This window comes from Emticicia soli (assembly GCF_037860775.1).
In the GTDB taxonomy this organism is placed as follows: domain Bacteria; phylum Bacteroidota; class Bacteroidia; order Cytophagales; family Spirosomataceae; genus Emticicia; species Emticicia soli.
The window spans coordinates 472111-486837 of the sequence record NZ_JBBEWC010000005.1 but is presented as its reverse complement, the minus strand read 5'-3'; the positions used below and the strand labels follow the sequence as shown (position 1 = coordinate 486837).

11 protein-coding genes are annotated in these 14727 nt (G+C 39.5%); 4 read left to right on the top strand and 7 right to left on the bottom strand.

Going from position 1 to position 14727, the window contains the following annotated elements:
• Positions 1 to 22: 22 nt before the first annotated feature.
• The 3 genes from WAE64_RS10050 to WAE64_RS10040 all read right to left on the bottom strand — a co-directional run bounded on the left by WAE64_RS10050 (position 23) and on the right by WAE64_RS10040 (position 5949).
• Positions 23 to 2656, bottom strand: coding sequence for an ABC transporter permease (locus WAE64_RS10050; protein ID WP_340236234.1), 2634 nt, complete (start codon positions 2654 to 2656; stop codon positions 23 to 25).
• 110 nt (positions 2657 to 2766) lie between these two features.
• Positions 2767 to 5445 carry an FtsX-like permease family protein gene (locus WAE64_RS10045; protein WP_340236233.1) on the bottom strand — a complete coding sequence of 893 codons (2679 nt, stop codon included), beginning with the start codon at positions 5443 to 5445 and terminating at the stop codon, positions 2767 to 2769.
• Between the two features lie 177 nt (positions 5446 to 5622).
• A complete protein-coding gene (locus WAE64_RS10040) occupies positions 5623 to 5949 on the bottom strand; it encodes a helix-turn-helix transcriptional regulator (protein ID WP_340236232.1) in 327 nt (108 codons plus the stop codon).
• A gap of 454 nt (positions 5950 to 6403) precedes the next feature.
• On the opposite strand from WAE64_RS10040, the gene WAE64_RS10035 reads away from it, so the two are divergent.
• The 3 genes from WAE64_RS10035 (at position 6404) to WAE64_RS10025 (ending at position 8240) form a co-directional block, all read left to right on the top strand.
• Entirely contained in the window at positions 6404 to 6835 is a 432-nt protein-coding gene (locus WAE64_RS10035; RefSeq protein WP_340236231.1) for a hypothetical protein, read from the top strand.
• A gap of 355 nt (positions 6836 to 7190) precedes the next feature.
• Positions 7191 to 7856 carry a DNA alkylation repair protein gene (locus tag WAE64_RS10030; protein ID WP_340236230.1) on the top strand — a complete coding sequence of 222 codons (666 nt, stop codon included), beginning with the start codon at positions 7191 to 7193 and terminating at the stop codon, positions 7854 to 7856.
• A gap of 21 nt (positions 7857 to 7877) precedes the next feature.
• A complete protein-coding gene (locus tag WAE64_RS10025) occupies positions 7878 to 8240 on the top strand; it encodes a hypothetical protein (protein ID WP_340236229.1) in 363 nt (120 codons plus the stop codon).
• A gap of 163 nt (positions 8241 to 8403) precedes the next feature.
• Here the strand turns inward: WAE64_RS10025 and WAE64_RS10020 are convergent, their stop codons facing one another.
• Complete coding sequence (locus WAE64_RS10020) at positions 8404 to 9249, bottom strand: DNA/RNA non-specific endonuclease (RefSeq protein WP_340236228.1); 846 nt, start codon at positions 9247 to 9249, stop codon at positions 8404 to 8406.
• Positions 9250 to 9494: 245 nt separating this feature from the next.
• On the opposite strand from WAE64_RS10020, the gene WAE64_RS10015 reads away from it, so the two are divergent.
• Positions 9495 to 10865: a serine hydrolase domain-containing protein gene (locus WAE64_RS10015; RefSeq protein WP_340236227.1), complete on the top strand. Its 1371-nt coding sequence runs from the start codon at positions 9495 to 9497 to the stop codon at positions 10863 to 10865.
• Positions 10866 to 11896: 1031 nt separating this feature from the next.
• Here the strand turns inward: WAE64_RS10015 and WAE64_RS10010 are convergent.
• The 3 genes from WAE64_RS10010 to WAE64_RS10000 are packed head-to-tail and all read right to left on the bottom strand — an operon-like array spanning position 11897 to position 14637.
• Positions 11897 to 13021, bottom strand: coding sequence for a flavin-containing monooxygenase (locus tag WAE64_RS10010; protein ID WP_340236226.1), 1125 nt, complete (start codon positions 13019 to 13021; stop codon positions 11897 to 11899).
• Complete coding sequence (locus WAE64_RS10005) at positions 13008 to 13550, bottom strand: aminotransferase class IV (RefSeq protein ID WP_340236225.1); 543 nt, start codon at positions 13548 to 13550, stop codon at positions 13008 to 13010. The genes WAE64_RS10010 and WAE64_RS10005 overlap by 14 nt, the downstream gene beginning before the upstream one ends.
• 10 nt (positions 13551 to 13560) lie before the next feature.
• A complete protein-coding gene (locus WAE64_RS10000) occupies positions 13561 to 14637 on the bottom strand; it encodes an aminodeoxychorismate synthase component I (protein ID WP_340236224.1) in 1077 nt (358 codons plus the stop codon).
• Between the last annotated feature and the right edge of the window lie 90 nt (positions 14638 to 14727).

Here is a 14727-nt window from a genome sequence, read left to right as displayed (position 1 = left end):
CAAAGTTCAAAACTAAATTCCCCTACTCGCTCTTCAAGCTTTTCACAGGGTTTACAAGAGCAGCTTTAATGGCTTGAAAACTTACTGAAACGAAAACAATAGAGATTGATGATAGCAGCGTAACAATAAATACGCCTGCGCCTATCACAATGCGGTAGTTGTAATCTTGTAGCCACTGTTCCATTACATACCAACCAATAGGTGCCCCTATCAGAAAAGCCACGAGCAATAGCCGTATGAAATCTTTGGTTAATAACTGCACTACACTTATTACAGGTGCGCCTAAAACCTTACGAATTCCAATCTCTTTGGTTCGTTGTTGAGCTGTGTAAGCAGCCAAGCCAAATAAACCCAAACAAGCGATGAAAATAGTTAGTCCGGTAAAAAGACCCGTTAATGTACCTGTGCGTTGCTCGTTTACGAATTTTAATTTATAAGACTCATCAGCAAAAGTGTATTCAAACGGATAACCAGGATTATACTTGGCAAATATCTTTTCTAATATTGCCAGATGCTCGCTCACAGGCACATTTTTGCTCAACCGAATACTTAACCAACCTAAAGAATTGGGTTCTTTCGGGCCTTCTACTATTACAGGCTTAATGGCTTCATAAGGCGAAGCAAAAATGAAATCTTTCACAACACCAACCACGTGCCAGTTGGTTTTACCAAAACTCACAACCGTGCCAACAGGGTTTTGCAGACGCATGGTTTTCACAGCTGTTTCGTTGAGCAAGATGGCAGTAGAGTCGGTAGGATATTTCCTTACATCAATCTCTCGGCCTGCTATCAGGCTCGTACCTGTAGTTTTCAGAAAATCGGTATCTGTACCAAATTTATCAAACTCAATATCTTTATCGGCGGTAGTGCTACCTGGCCATGCCACGCCCCATTGGCGGGTGTTGATGTAGGTAAGTGGGCCCAATGATTTACTCATTGATACCGCCACGCCACGCTGCATTAATTCTTGCTGAATAGCTGGGTAATGATTAATTAAATCACCTGACAGATAAGTAAATAGCAGGTTATTCTGGTCATAACCTTTGTCACGACTTTGTGCGTGGTCTATTTGTCGGTTTATAATCAGGGTAGCAATAATCAGCACAATGGCGAAAGTAAACTGAACCACCACCAGCACTTTTCGGGGTGTAAATGCAGCTCTTTGTGAACGCAAAGCGCCTTTTAATACTTTTGATGGCTGAAAATTGGCCAAGAAGAATGCAGGATAAGCACCTGCTAATATACCTGTGAATAACAAAACGCTAATAGCCACCAGCCAGAAATAGGCGGAAGTGAAATCTAAGGCGAGCATTTTGCCAGTAAGCTGATTGAAGAAAGGCAGGCTCAATAAAACAAGCAGCAAAGCCACAATGCCAGCCATAAAAGTGAGCAATACCGACTCGCCAATAAACTGTAATATCAATGATATTTTTTGTGCGCCCGATACTTTTCTTACGCCTACTTCTTTGGCTCTTTTTTCGCTACGGGCAGTGCTCAGATTAATAAAATTTACTGAGGCAATAAGCAATATAAAGAAGGCAATAAGCCCAAACAAGCGCACGGTTACAATATTACCATCAACCAGTTGTCCATTTTCTTGTTTCGAGTATAGATACCATCTATCGGCTGGGTGCAGAAAAATCTGGCGGTTACTTACATTATCAAGAATACCTTTCAGGTGTTCGGCCGTTACTTGTTTAATCTTGGCGTTTACGGCATCAGCATTGGCCGATTCTTTCAGTAATACATAGCTATAATCGTTGTTCGATTCCCAAGCTTCAGAGCCCCAACCTAGATTTACAAAATAATTGTAAGGCAGCAAATAAGATAAATTACTGAACTTGCTGTTGTTTGGTAGGTTTTCTAATATACCTGTTACCGAAAAAGCATCTTTATTTTCAATCTGAATCACTTTGCCTATGGCGTGGGTTGTACCAAACAATTTTTCGGCTAGTGCCTCGGTTATCACAATGCCGTTATTACCTACAAGTACACTTTGGGCATTGCCTGACAAAAGCGGAAAATCAAATAGAGTCAGGAATGATGGGTCGACAAAACCTCCTTCAACATTCATTTTAATATTATTGGTACTTAGTAATAAGTTTGTCGGTCGTATCCTTGCTACCTCTTCAACTTCGGGGTAATTTTGTTTCAGCGTAGGCGCCAGTAAGCGTGGGGCAGCATCCCATACCTGTGGTGTGCCGCTGAAAATATCTTTATTATAAACCTCATACAGGCGATTGGTCTTACTATAAAATCGGTCATACCCTAGCTCGCTCTGAATCCAGAGTATAATAAGCGTACAAGCAGCTATACCTACCGCTAAACCTATGATATTAATAGCCATGTAGCTTTTGGCACGCATTAAGTTGCGAAAAGCTATTTTCAGATAATTTTGTAACATAACAGGGTTTATTAAAAAGTAATAGTCATTCATAATATCAGCCTTGGCCATTAGCCTACGCTTCAAAAAATACGGTCGGCAAAACCTTAATACCTCCCAAATATATAGCCATCTGGCCTTGGTAAGCCCAAACTCCTCGACCTGCATTTCAAACTGTTCATGTATATCGCCTCGCAATTCTTCGGCCAGGTCATCAGGTAGAAAAACCTCCAGCAGCCTATCTGCCCAGCGTGGTGGTATGTTGTTTTTCATAATTTATTCAGTGATTTAGTAAATGAGTGATTTAGCGACTATTTTTTGTCTGAACTATGCTTGAGCCATTCAATCACACAATGGCTCATTCACTAAATCACTAAATTTCCCTACTCACTCTTCAAACTCTTCACTGGGTTCATTAATGCAGCTTTAATGGCTTGGTAGCTGACAGTAAGTAAGGCTACTGCAATTGTAAATGTCCCTGCTACTGCAAATACCCACCATTCGATATTGATGCGATAGACAAAATCCTGTAACCAACGTTGCATCAGATAATAAGCTATCGGAAATGCCAGAACCATAGCAACAAGTACCAATACAATAAATTCTCTTGTAAGCAAGGCATACACACTACTGATACTTGCACCAAGTACTTTGCGGATACCGATCTCTTTGGTGCGAAGCTCAACTGCGTACAATACCAGACCCAATAAGCCTAAAGAGGCTATTAGAATAGCCAGAACGGCAAAACTTGTGGCTATTTTGCCTGTTTTCTGGTCAGCCTCATACTGACGATTAAAATCTTCGTCCATAAAACTATAGTTTAGTGCCTGACCAGGTACACGAGCCTTCCACTTCGCTTCTATCTGGCTTATTAAGCCTGGCAGGTTTTGTGAAGAAACTTTAATGGAAATACTTCCCAGATTTTCACCCAAAAACAGCCCAAGTGGCGTAACCTCATGCCGCAGATTACTGAAATTAAAGTCTTTAATTATACCTACTACTGTGTAGGCAATCATTACTTTGGTATTTATATCTTGCAGTGTGTAAATCTTTTTGCCAAGTATATCATTCCCACCAAATTTTTTGGCAGCTACTTCGTTCAAAATAACCATTGAACTATCGGTGCTAAATTCTTTAGAGAAGTTTCGGCCTTTTAATAGTTCAATCCCTAACGTAGGTATATAGGCGTCATCAACTGTCCAGCTTTGCATAGATACCGAACCATCAGCAGCGGGATTTATGAAAAAAGTATTGCTGTTTCTATAATAATTTGACGGCAAATAACCGCTCTTAGAAACCGACTCAACACCCGAAATGTTGCTTAATTCTTTTTTGAAACTTTCAGCTTGTTTATTCAACACCTCCATGTTTTGTAAAACCAAAACCTGGTCACGCTTATAGCCTATATCTTTACTCTTAATAAAGTTGAGTTGGCGGTAAATAACAATTGTACCTATGAGCAAAATAATTGTAATGCTAAACTGAAATACAACGAGCGAATTACGGAACCAGCCCGACTTAAAGCCTTTGGTAATCTTGCCTTTTAATACCTGACTAGGCACAAATGAAGAGATAAAAAACGCAGGATAAGCACCCGAAAACAAGGATAAAACGAGCATCAACACCAAAGAAGACACAATGAGTTGTGGCTGCAGAATATCCTGAAATACTAGAGATTTGTTTGCCAGATGATTGAACGTCGGTAACAATAAGGCTAACAAGAGATAAGAAATAAATAAAGCTACAAACGATAGAACCAGCGATTCAGATAAAAACTGGACAATGATGCTCAGTTTGCTACTACCCATTACTTTGCGCATACCTACCTCTTTAGCCCGATTGGTGGCCACAGCAGTAGAAAGATTTGTGTAGTTGAAACTTGCCAGCAACAATATCAAAAACCCGATTACTGAGAAAATATACACATTGTCAGGATTGCCGTTGCCTTCTAGTTCTCCTATTTTATGAGATTTTAAATGGATATCTAACATAGGCGTCAGGCTGATATTAGCCAGACCTCCAGACTGTAAGAATTCATCAAGCGATTTGTTAATGACTGATTTTAGCTCTAAGCTGAGTTTTTCGTGGTTTATCTTGGCCATTTTAGCTTGTAGCGTTGCCAGATTAGCATCTTTACGCAGCAATAAATAAGTATTATAATTTGCGCTGAGCCAAGTAGTTGCTTTGCTGTCGGGGTCGTCGGACATGGGTACAAAAACATCAAAATTAAAATGCGATTGCTTAGATATGTTTTCAATCACAGCCGTGATTTTATATGTTTTATGGTCGGTCACAAAACTCTGGCCTGCTATATTGGTATTATTAAAAAACTGCAAGGCTATTTTTTCTGTGAGTACAATGCCGTTAGGTTCGTTGAGGGCAGTAGCCAGATTACCCGACAAAGCCTTAAAACTGAACACATTAAAAAGCGTAGAATCGGCAAAAGCTACCCTTTGTATCAATTCAGTTTGTCCGTCTTTTTTTAACAAAAGATTCCCTCTCCACCGTAAACGCACATAGTTTTCTATTTCAGGAAAAGAGGCTTTAAACACTACCCCGACTTGCGGCGAACACACAGCCATATCATTGTAGTTGTCGTTAAATTTTATTTCGTTATCAATCCGGTAGATTTGACTGGCATTTTTGTGATAGCGGTCGAAACTCAGCTCGTCGCTCACATATAAAAAAATGAGTAAACAGGTAGTAAGCCCCGTAACCAAACCAAATAGGTTGATAGATCCGAAGGTTTTGTTTTTAAGAAGATTTCTCCAGGCGATTTTTAAGTAATTGCGTATCATATAAGGGTTTATTAAAAAGTAATAGTCATTCATAGAATCGGCTTGCGCTGATAAGCGACGCTTCAAATAATAAGGTCGGCAAAAACGCAGCACTTCCCACACATACAGCCATCGGGCTTTGGTCAGCCCCATTTCCTCCACCTGCATTTCAAACTGCTCGTGCATATCACCTTGCAGTTCTTCGGCCAAATCCTCAGGCAAAAAAGCCATCAGCAGCTTATCTGCCCAGCGTGGAGGAGAGGGTATGTTGGGGTGGTTTTTCATAATTTTATATTTTTATCTTGAACTCTGATTTACCTGATTGATTTGATTACACTGATTCTTTGACATCTTGATTTTATCATTCTCCAAGTTGATAATAGCCCCTATAACATTAATCATAATTCTATAGTAAAATCATAAAATCAGCCAAATCAGGTAAATCAAAGTTCAAGACATTCTTTAATTGAACGAAAGTTTAGGAATTGCGCTCCATAACTCGTTGCGTACTTGGCGCATTTCATCTAGTGTGCGTTTGCCTAAGGCTGTTATACGGAAAAATCTTTTTCGTCGGCCGCCACGCTCGTTAGTAGCTCCACCTAATTCCGACTTCAAGAAGCCTTTTTCTTCTAGTCGGTACAAAGCAATGTGTACACCGCTGAGTGTAATTACGCGGTCGGTACGCTTTTTGAGTTCGGCTGCTATTGTAACTCCATAAGCCTCACCCTCCAGCATGGCTACGGTGAGCAAAACCAGTTCCTCAAATTCGCCTAAATAGGGTCGTCCCATAATACCTATTGTTTAATCGGGTTATTTCATTATTATTTGCTAAACAAATCGGGCTGCGCTTTCAAATTAAGCTAATAAACAAGGCCGAGATGTATTTCATTTATATTTGTTAAACAAATGGAGTGCCAAGCGAGAAAATGGACATTCGGGCTTAGGCGTTTTGCAGAATATTATTTGGCACACTTTCCAACTCTATCCTCCTAAACTATGAAAACAGTGCTTAAAAGTCCCTCTTCTTACTTTTTCGGCGATAAACTAATACGTAAGGACTTAGCGATTCCAAATAATATTTTACAACCATAACTTCAATGCCAGAATACCATTAGACCAAGAACGTCCGTTTTCGGACACTTACTTGTCCACTTTTGGGCAAAAGACAAACACGGCACTCCAAACAAAACGACCCTCTAGGGTGTTTATATGAAATTCGTTTATTGACTATATCTACACAACAATGAGCAGAACAGTAGCACAGAAAATGGGTATTAAGCCAAACAGCAAAGCCTTATTTGTTAATGCTCCGGCCGATGCCATAGAAGCTATAAATCTGCCCGAAATTGAAAGCACCGAAAATGCCACAGGAGAATTCGAGTATATTCATCTATTCGTAAAAACAGAGGTAGAACTTCGTGAACAATTTCCTAAACTGAAACCTCATCTAAAACTTACGGGTATGCTGTGGGTATCATGGCCTAAAAACAAGCAATTAGGGACTGATTTATCCTTGCCAAAGGTGATTAAGATTGGTTATCAATCAGGCTTGGTTGAAAGTACTGCCTTGAGTGTAAACGCCGTGTGGTCGGCTATTAAATTTACACACCCTAAAAAAGACAAAGAATACAACAACAGTTATGGCGATTTGAAAGCGCGGACTACTGGGCGGTGAGTTTATTTTCAAATCTTCCTTTAGACCATTTTATATATTTTTACACACCAAACCTTACACAAATATCTCAGACGAGCGTTCCTGAACAAAGAAAACATGGATTTGGCGTTCAGAGTCATGCAAAGAAGTTAGCACATTTTTATTCTGCTGTCGGGATTAGTTTTATCTGGCATTGGTATCTATTCCAATCGGCACGGCTGGCATTTTCCCATATCATTCAATACCTTGCCTTTGTTGTCGCCAATTTTTTGTTTCTCTATGCTTTTTGTTATGAGGTAGAAACTAATTTTATACCGCATCTAAAAGCTTTCTGATTTAAAAAGATTGAGTAATTTAGTGTAAAAATTCTCATAACATGACTATTGAGCAGATATTTGCACAACTTGAGTCTCTCTCAAACGAAGGAGTACTTAAACACAACAAAAAAACGGGTGCGCACGACAATATGTTTGGCGTAAAAATGGGCGACCTCAGAACCATGGCCAAGAAAATAAAGACTAATCATGTATTAGGATTGGAGCTTTGGGCAACCGGCAATATCGATGCTCAACTACTGGCTACTTTAATAATGGTTCCCAAGACACTATCTACGCAAGAGCTTGACAGTATGGTGCGCTCTGTTAAGTTCGACCAACTAGCCGATTGGCTTTATTCTTATGTCATAAAACTACACCCTGATAAAGAAGAACTTCGCCAAAAATGGATGCAGTCGACAGACCCAATGGCGGCACGAGCAGGTTGGAGTCTCACCAGTGGCCGAATAGCCCGAGAACCTGAAGGAATAGATATTAAAGCCCTACTCGACAGGCTAGAAACCGAAATGCCAACAGCCGCCCCCGAAACTCAATGGACAATGAATTCAGCATTGGCGCAAATTGGCATTAATCATCCCACCTACCGTGAACGAGCCTTAGCAATAGGCGAAAAACTAGGCATCTACCGTGATTACCCCGTTTCCAAAGGCTGTACCTCCCCCTTCGCCCCTATCTGGATAAATGAGATGCTGAAACGGAAGGGGTGAGTGAATTTAATAGATTTTGCCATGAATATAATAGCAACTGATACTGATGTAATTGAAATACTGTCAAACAATGAGAGCTTAATTAGTGGTAAATTAGTGGGTATCTCTATCTATACCAAAGAGCATAGACTTCAAATTGATTTGAATATAGAATTGATGTATTCTAAAAAGATGAAAAATATTAAGCTTCAATTCATCGGGGTTTCAGAATACTCTTTTTCCTACAGTTCTGACAACTATTTCTACAATATCGAAACCTATAAATTCTTTAAAGAAGAGAATATATTTTACATTTCTTTAGACCCGTCGCATACTCATAATGATGAAAGTAATATAGCGGACAATGATTACATTAAGGCTGAAAATATAATTCTTTTAGGGTAAAAAATAACTCTTGCTAAGTTATTCTATCTTGGCAAAATCTTCTATATAGCTAAGCCTAGCGGGAAATATTGTCGCTTTTCACTCACAGTGGTTAAATCTTGCTTCTTATGTTTAGCATTAGATTAGGTGCACGACAGACCGACTTGATTAAGACATAAATCAATCAATAAGTCCCTCCCCCATCCTTCTTCCCCTCCAACTGCTTTTGCAAGCTTGTAGATAGATTTGAAAAAAAATCATAACCTGTTAAGTCTTCTAATTCGTCAACACTTACTCTATATTTCCCCCAGTCGTTTTCTATTGATTGACGGTTAGGTATTTTTATGGCAATTACTCTTGTGTTGCTATTGATTCTGTTCTGGTCGTCGTCGCCAACAGGTAGTATCAGAATCACTTTCCACAAAAACTCGGGTACTGTTATACGGCCATCGGCTAATGTTTTGGTAGTGCCTCCGTTGCTGCCGCTTCCTCCCTGCCCCCATACGCCAGCCACAATATACATTTCGTTTCCAGTGGTAACCAGTTTGCGGCAATACGTCTCCAGATTCGCCCAAGGTTCACGGTTACTGTTGGGCGACTGCGGGATAATGTTTGTCATCAAGAAGGTAGCATCATTGTCGGCAACAGAACCATCTCTATCGTCTGACGGACACAGGTGTCCCCTATCAAAGCCCGAATTCACATAGTCAGCTGATTTTGTTTTATACCAGCCTGCGGGCAGGGCATCGTCTTGTCTGAAATTATCGGCCCTTGTTACATCGCCAAACCATGCCGTTGACAAATGCCATGAAACCCAATTAGCTGTACCCTTCGAGCGATTATAAGAAACTGTATATTGAGGTTTTTCAAGCAGATAATTGTTTTCGGCAGTTCCGGCCTTAGACGGATTCCCCAATGCCAGGTTATTATCCCTACCCTTAATTATGTCCGGGTCTTCACATGATACAATAAAAATGCCTATTACTATACCTAAAAGATACTTTTTCACCATTTGAATTTCTATTCTCATTACTCTCATCATTGCTACTACCTACTGTTTATATTATGCACGTCAACAAATACTAAACACTATTGCGTTAGAAAAATTGCTACGAGTAAAACAAAAATCCTGTGCCAGTGCCTAACAATTCGCCAGCTTTTCTGTCAGATTAAAAAAATTGCCGTATATTCAAATTTTAATTTAGTTTGTGCCATGATTATTGTGATACATGCACGCCCATGTAATCACAAATAAAACTTGCCGCCCGATTCTTTATGAAGTATTCCAACCTTTTTGTACTCGTTTTTTTTCTTCTTCTTGGTGAGCCGCTGATAGCGCAAAACAAAGCAAAAGTTGCCGCTATTGATAGCCTGCTTAAGCAGTTAAATCAGCGGACTCTGTTTAATGGGGCAATAGTGGTGGGTGAGCGAGATAGCATTTTATTGAGCAAAGGCTATGGATTTACTGACGGCTCTGCTCTCTTTAATGCCGATATTCCAACCGATGGCGGAGCTATTGCGGAAACCTTTACGGCAGCTTCTATTTTGCTATTGGCCGAGCAGCAAAAACTTAATCTGCTCGATTCGGTGCAAAAATACATTCCTGAATACCCCTATGCTCATACGCAAATCTGGAATCTGCTTACACACAGTACCGGTGGGCTGCCCGATTATGACTACTATTTTGGCAAAATTCCTGTTACCGAGGCACTTAGCACACAAGCTATGATTAAGGTCTTAAATCAGGAAAAACCTGCTTTACTATACCCTCCATACAGCAATTTTAGCCATGATAGCAGAGGTTTTGATATTGCGGCTGCTATTGTAGAACGTGTAAGCGGAGAATCTTATCAGCGCTTTTTGAGCAGATTTTTTTTTGAACCACTCAAAATGTATCAGAGTTACGTACGTCCGCCGATGCTCAATCAATGGCCGGGCGAAAGAGTGAAAGCATATACCTTTGTAGATGATACCTTTAAGCTTAACGACATCGGCGACCGAGAGGGGTTTTACGGTGGTGGTAACATCTGGTTTTCGGCCAAAGACTTGTATCTATGGGGCGAGTCTTTTTATAATAAACCTATTCTCAGCGAGTCCCTTTTGTCAATCATCAATTCGTGGGTGAGTATTCAGGGCAAACTTTCTATGTTGCGTCTCGGTGGCTGGTATCAGGGCCGTAACCAAAATGCCTATTACTACTGGGGAAGTGTGGCAGGTTTTTATAGCTTCGTCTATTACGATACCAAGCAACAGTTTACCGTTTCGTTTGTGAGCAATACCAATATGCCACAATGGGCACGTCCACAACTAACAGCAGCTCTGCTCGACATCATGGAGGGTCGCAAAACACAAGCCATTGCAGAGCCACAAGCCGACAAGATAGGCGAACAACAAATGCAAGGTATGGTTGGTAAATATAAGATTGATAAACTTGGCACAGTAGAGATATATCTGAAAGACAAAACGCCTTACATAAAGCTACCAAGCTATATGGAGTACCGAATCATACAGACTGACGCCAAAACTTTTTATATACCCGGCATCGACATTTGGGCATCATTTCAGAAGAGATTCAATAGCGTCTATGAAAATATATTGTGGTGTAACAGCTACTCGCTAGTTGTTGGCGAAAGAATTATGGATTGATTTAGGAAAAGTATATCTCATCTATGCTTTTTTCATTGAGAGTTCTTTAAAAAACTTTTTAAATTATTTATAGAATATAAACTAACCTAGTTCAAAAAAAATTGTACAATTCCTATATTTCCAAAAAGGATTGAAAGAATCTTCTCTGCCCATTTACAAAGAGTATTATCTTTCTTTGTATAGTTCAGGTAAGATTGAAAAAAACGGCTCATAAAAACTGAAGAAAAAAATAAAAAACAGCGAAAAGCACAAAACCAATATAAGGAATTACTACTTAAGGCAGAGCCTATATTTGATTTTAATAGATATCGTAAGGGCTTTATAAGTGAGGTCCCTAATGCAAAAATGTCACGGGGAGACCATCATATTTTGTAGTAAAAGGCATAGATGGGAAAAAATACGGTGAATATTATTTGTCGTCAGTAACTCTACCAGTACCGATTAATGAAAATCTTTGGGTCTACATAGTTAAGAGATTATCAAATGAAATTGTAAGTATTGACAATAACATCAAATGATAGGAAATATGGGGAGATTCCAATAAGTTTTTATACAGGGACACCTATAATTCGTACAGGCTCATACTAATTCAAACAAAATTTGTACGTACGAACGAGTTATATAACTAGATAGAAATCTATACCCGAAAACTATATCTAAATGCAAATCGTACACTCGTACGAATTCGTACATAATTTGTACGTACGAACGAATTATATAACTAGATAGCAATCTACACCCGAAAATTGTCTCTAAATGTAAATCGTACATTCGTACGAATTCGAACAAAAAGTGTTCGTACGAACGAGTGGTTGTTTAGTGTATTATTCTATCTTATATTTATATATATATTAATATAATAATATATTGATAATGAGTATTTTATTAAAATAAATATGCTTACTAAAGTCGTTCGTACGAACACTTTTTGTTCGAATTCGTACGAGTATACGAGTAGTGAAAATACCATTACTCGTTCGTACGTACCAAATTATGTACGAATTCGTACGAATGTACGACTAGCCAAAAAACTACTTTCTCTTCATTATCTGCTTCACAATTTTCTCAGAAGTGAAGTTAATATCTCTCAGTATTCCGGTTAGGGGCAGGTTAAAGCCTACAAAATATAAGCCTTTGTAGGGTTCTTCGTCAAACCACATGGCTTTTGGGTATGCTCTTTCGTTGAGTAGAGGGGCTATATTTTCAATTATTTCGTCGAGCCTTGCGTAGTAGCCTGTGGCCATCAGTATAACATCAATCTTTAGTTGCTGCCCATCTTTAAATAGTACTTCGTGCTCGCTCAATGACTCAATATCAGGCATTACTTTTATATTTCCGGCTTTTATCTGTGCCAATGTGCCCACATCAATTACAGATACTTTACCCTGTGTACGCAATTGCTCCGACGGTGCTAAGGGCGAAATCGGAATATTCGTTCCTTCCACAGTTTTCAGCAACATTTTCTTGAATTGTCTGGCTATAAAATCATAAAAAGTATTGCCAAAACGGATAAAGAAAATAGCCATGCTCTGCGTAGAACGCCCCATAAACTCTCGCTTAACGATATTAACAGGGTTTCGGATTGACACAAAAGTCTTTGCTCCGCTTTCATATAAATCAAGCGCTATTTCGGCACCTGAGTTGCCGTAGCCTACTACCAATACGTTTTTGCCTTTGTAGGGATTGCCGTTCTTATATTTTTCTGAATGCAGTATTTCGCCTTTAAATTGTGCTTGTCCTTTCAAAGTTGGGGCTTTAGGCACTCGGTTGTAGCCCGTAGCTACCAATACGTTTTTTGCTTCGTAGGTTTTGTTTTGGGTTGTTACAAGCCAATGCTTGCCGTTTTTCTTGACAGAAATTACCTCTTGTCCAAAAATCGGTTTTATGGCAAAATGCGCACAGTAGGAATCAATGTAGGCTATGTATTGATTTTTAGAAACGAAAGTCGGGTAATCGGCAGGGAATGGTAAATGTGGCAGCGCTGAATACTTCTTATCGGTGTGCAGATGCAGGCGGTCGTAGTGGTTTCGCCAGGCAATGCCCACGGTATCGGATTTCTCTAATATCTCGAAAGGTATCCCCAGTTTTCGTAACCTTCCGGCTACCGACAAGCCCGAAGGGCCTGCACCGATAATAAGGTTTTCAATGATTGCCATCAATTATAAGGTGGTTTTGGTGAAAACTGTAATCGTAAACAATGTTTAAATCTCGCATGGCATTTATCAAGGCTAGCTGCTTAAAATGCGCTAAATCAGCGGTCTTGATGGGCGCTTCTATTAATAAACGCTTATCTAATAAAGCCTGTCTTTTAGTACCATTCAGCAAGGGAGTATCGGGCGTAAGCCAGTTTTTCCCATCAAAAAAGGCAATGTTTGCAAAAGTGGCATCGGTTAGCTGATTATTATGTGTAATCAAGGCATCATCAGCATTGGGGTTTTGCGCCAGCACTTCCTGAAATCGGCTTCGGTCTTCAAACTTATAAGGATACACAAGGCTTGTATCTTCTACCAACTGAATCAACTTTGGATGTTTGTAGTGATACGCAAAGAACTCAATCTTCTCAATCTCTTGCTTATAGCTTACCCTGCACCTATACAGCCCCTCGCCTACCCAGTCAGGAATCTGAATCTGTGCTGCTAAGTCTATCTTTTCATCAATGCCCAACAATGCCTTTTTGCTTTGCACTACCCTACGATTATGATAAGCAAGATTGTGCAACTGACGGTTTTGTAACTGTATGGTCTCGAACAATAGGGACATATATTTTCTGAATCATTTCTTCGTATTCCTTTTCGGCTATGCTGTTGGCCGTAATACCGCCACCGCTTTTAAAGCTGAGGCTACCATCTGGTTTTTGCTCAATAAACCGAATCATCACACCAGAATCAAGGCATTTACCATCAAAAACACCAAAAATACCTGTGTAAAAATCTCGTTTATTGATTTTGGTTTCTGAACTCACGTAGGTTTCTTGCTCTGCTGTCTGAATGATTTCAACGGTTTTAGCCTTTGGTGCACCCGATATTGAGCCAGCCGGAAGCATTCTAAACATAATTTCACCCAGATTCTCCTGCCAATCGGCGGGTAGCAAGGCACTTACCTGCGAACTCACCTGTAATAATCGGCTTTGGTCTTGGGTCTCTATAGTATCAATGTATCTGAATTTCTCGACCCATACTTTTTCGGCAACGCTGCTCAGGTCGTTTCGAATCAGGTCTACAATGGTAGTGTGTTCGTAATATTCCTTTTGGTCGTTTAGCAAAATAGCTTCTGCATTGGGTATCGATGCATCGATAGTACCCTTCATCGGAAACGACGACATTTTGCCGTTTTCATCAATCTGCACAAATATTTCGGGCGAAAAACACACAAATTGGTCTTTCCACCAGAGTTTATATTTTGCCTGGCTTCTTTTAAAAACATCGAGCAGACTAATATTTAAACTGATGGGCGTTTCGCAGGTTAAATTAGTTAAAAAACTATTCCCCTTAAAAATATTCTGCTGCACATGGTCAAAGCCTTTTTTATACTGCGCAAAATCAATCGGAAACTTCTTTAATAGTACTTCTTTGCTTTGTGGCCTGGTCTTATCGGCCTCGGCTTTTACATTCGTTTTTCCATTCACCCAAAACTTAAGTTCTTTACTATTAATCCTGTCAAGCGGCTCTACCACACATTCATCTCCCTCAAAGTCAATAATGAACAAAAAAGGGATTCTTTCAGCCGAAAAAAAACTAAATTTCGAGATTGCACTCTGTCTATTAATTTTCACTTTTAAAAGCGTTTTTTTTGCATTTAGACGATAATCAGTACAAAAGTATTAATAGTTTTGTTTATTAAGGCAAAATTATCAATTTCGCAA

What these genes read in the sequence shown, in the direction of transcription:
- WAE64_RS10050 (WP_340236234.1), bottom strand. Translation starts at nt 2,656, where the DNA reads ATGAAAAACAACATACCACCACGCTGGGCAGATAGGCTGCTGGAGGTT.
- WAE64_RS10045 (WP_340236233.1), bottom strand. Translation starts at nt 5,445, where the DNA reads ATGAAAAACCACCCCAACATACCCTCTCCTCCACGCTGGGCAGATAAG.
- WAE64_RS10040 (WP_340236232.1), bottom strand. Translation starts at nt 5,949, where the DNA reads ATGGGACGACCCTATTTAGGCGAATTTGAGGAACTGGTTTTGCTCACC.
- WAE64_RS10035 (WP_340236231.1), top strand. Translation starts at nt 6,404, where the DNA reads ATGAGCAGAACAGTAGCACAGAAAATGGGTATTAAGCCAAACAGCAAA.
- WAE64_RS10030 (WP_340236230.1), top strand. Translation starts at nt 7,191, where the DNA reads ATGACTATTGAGCAGATATTTGCACAACTTGAGTCTCTCTCAAACGAA.
- WAE64_RS10025 (WP_340236229.1), top strand. Translation starts at nt 7,878, where the DNA reads ATGAATATAATAGCAACTGATACTGATGTAATTGAAATACTGTCAAAC.
- WAE64_RS10020 (WP_340236228.1), bottom strand. Translation starts at nt 9,249, where the DNA reads ATGAGAATAGAAATTCAAATGGTGAAAAAGTATCTTTTAGGTATAGTA.
- WAE64_RS10015 (WP_340236227.1), top strand. Translation starts at nt 9,495, where the DNA reads ATGAAGTATTCCAACCTTTTTGTACTCGTTTTTTTTCTTCTTCTTGGT.
- WAE64_RS10010 (WP_340236226.1), bottom strand. Translation starts at nt 13,021, where the DNA reads ATGGCAATCATTGAAAACCTTATTATCGGTGCAGGCCCTTCGGGCTTG.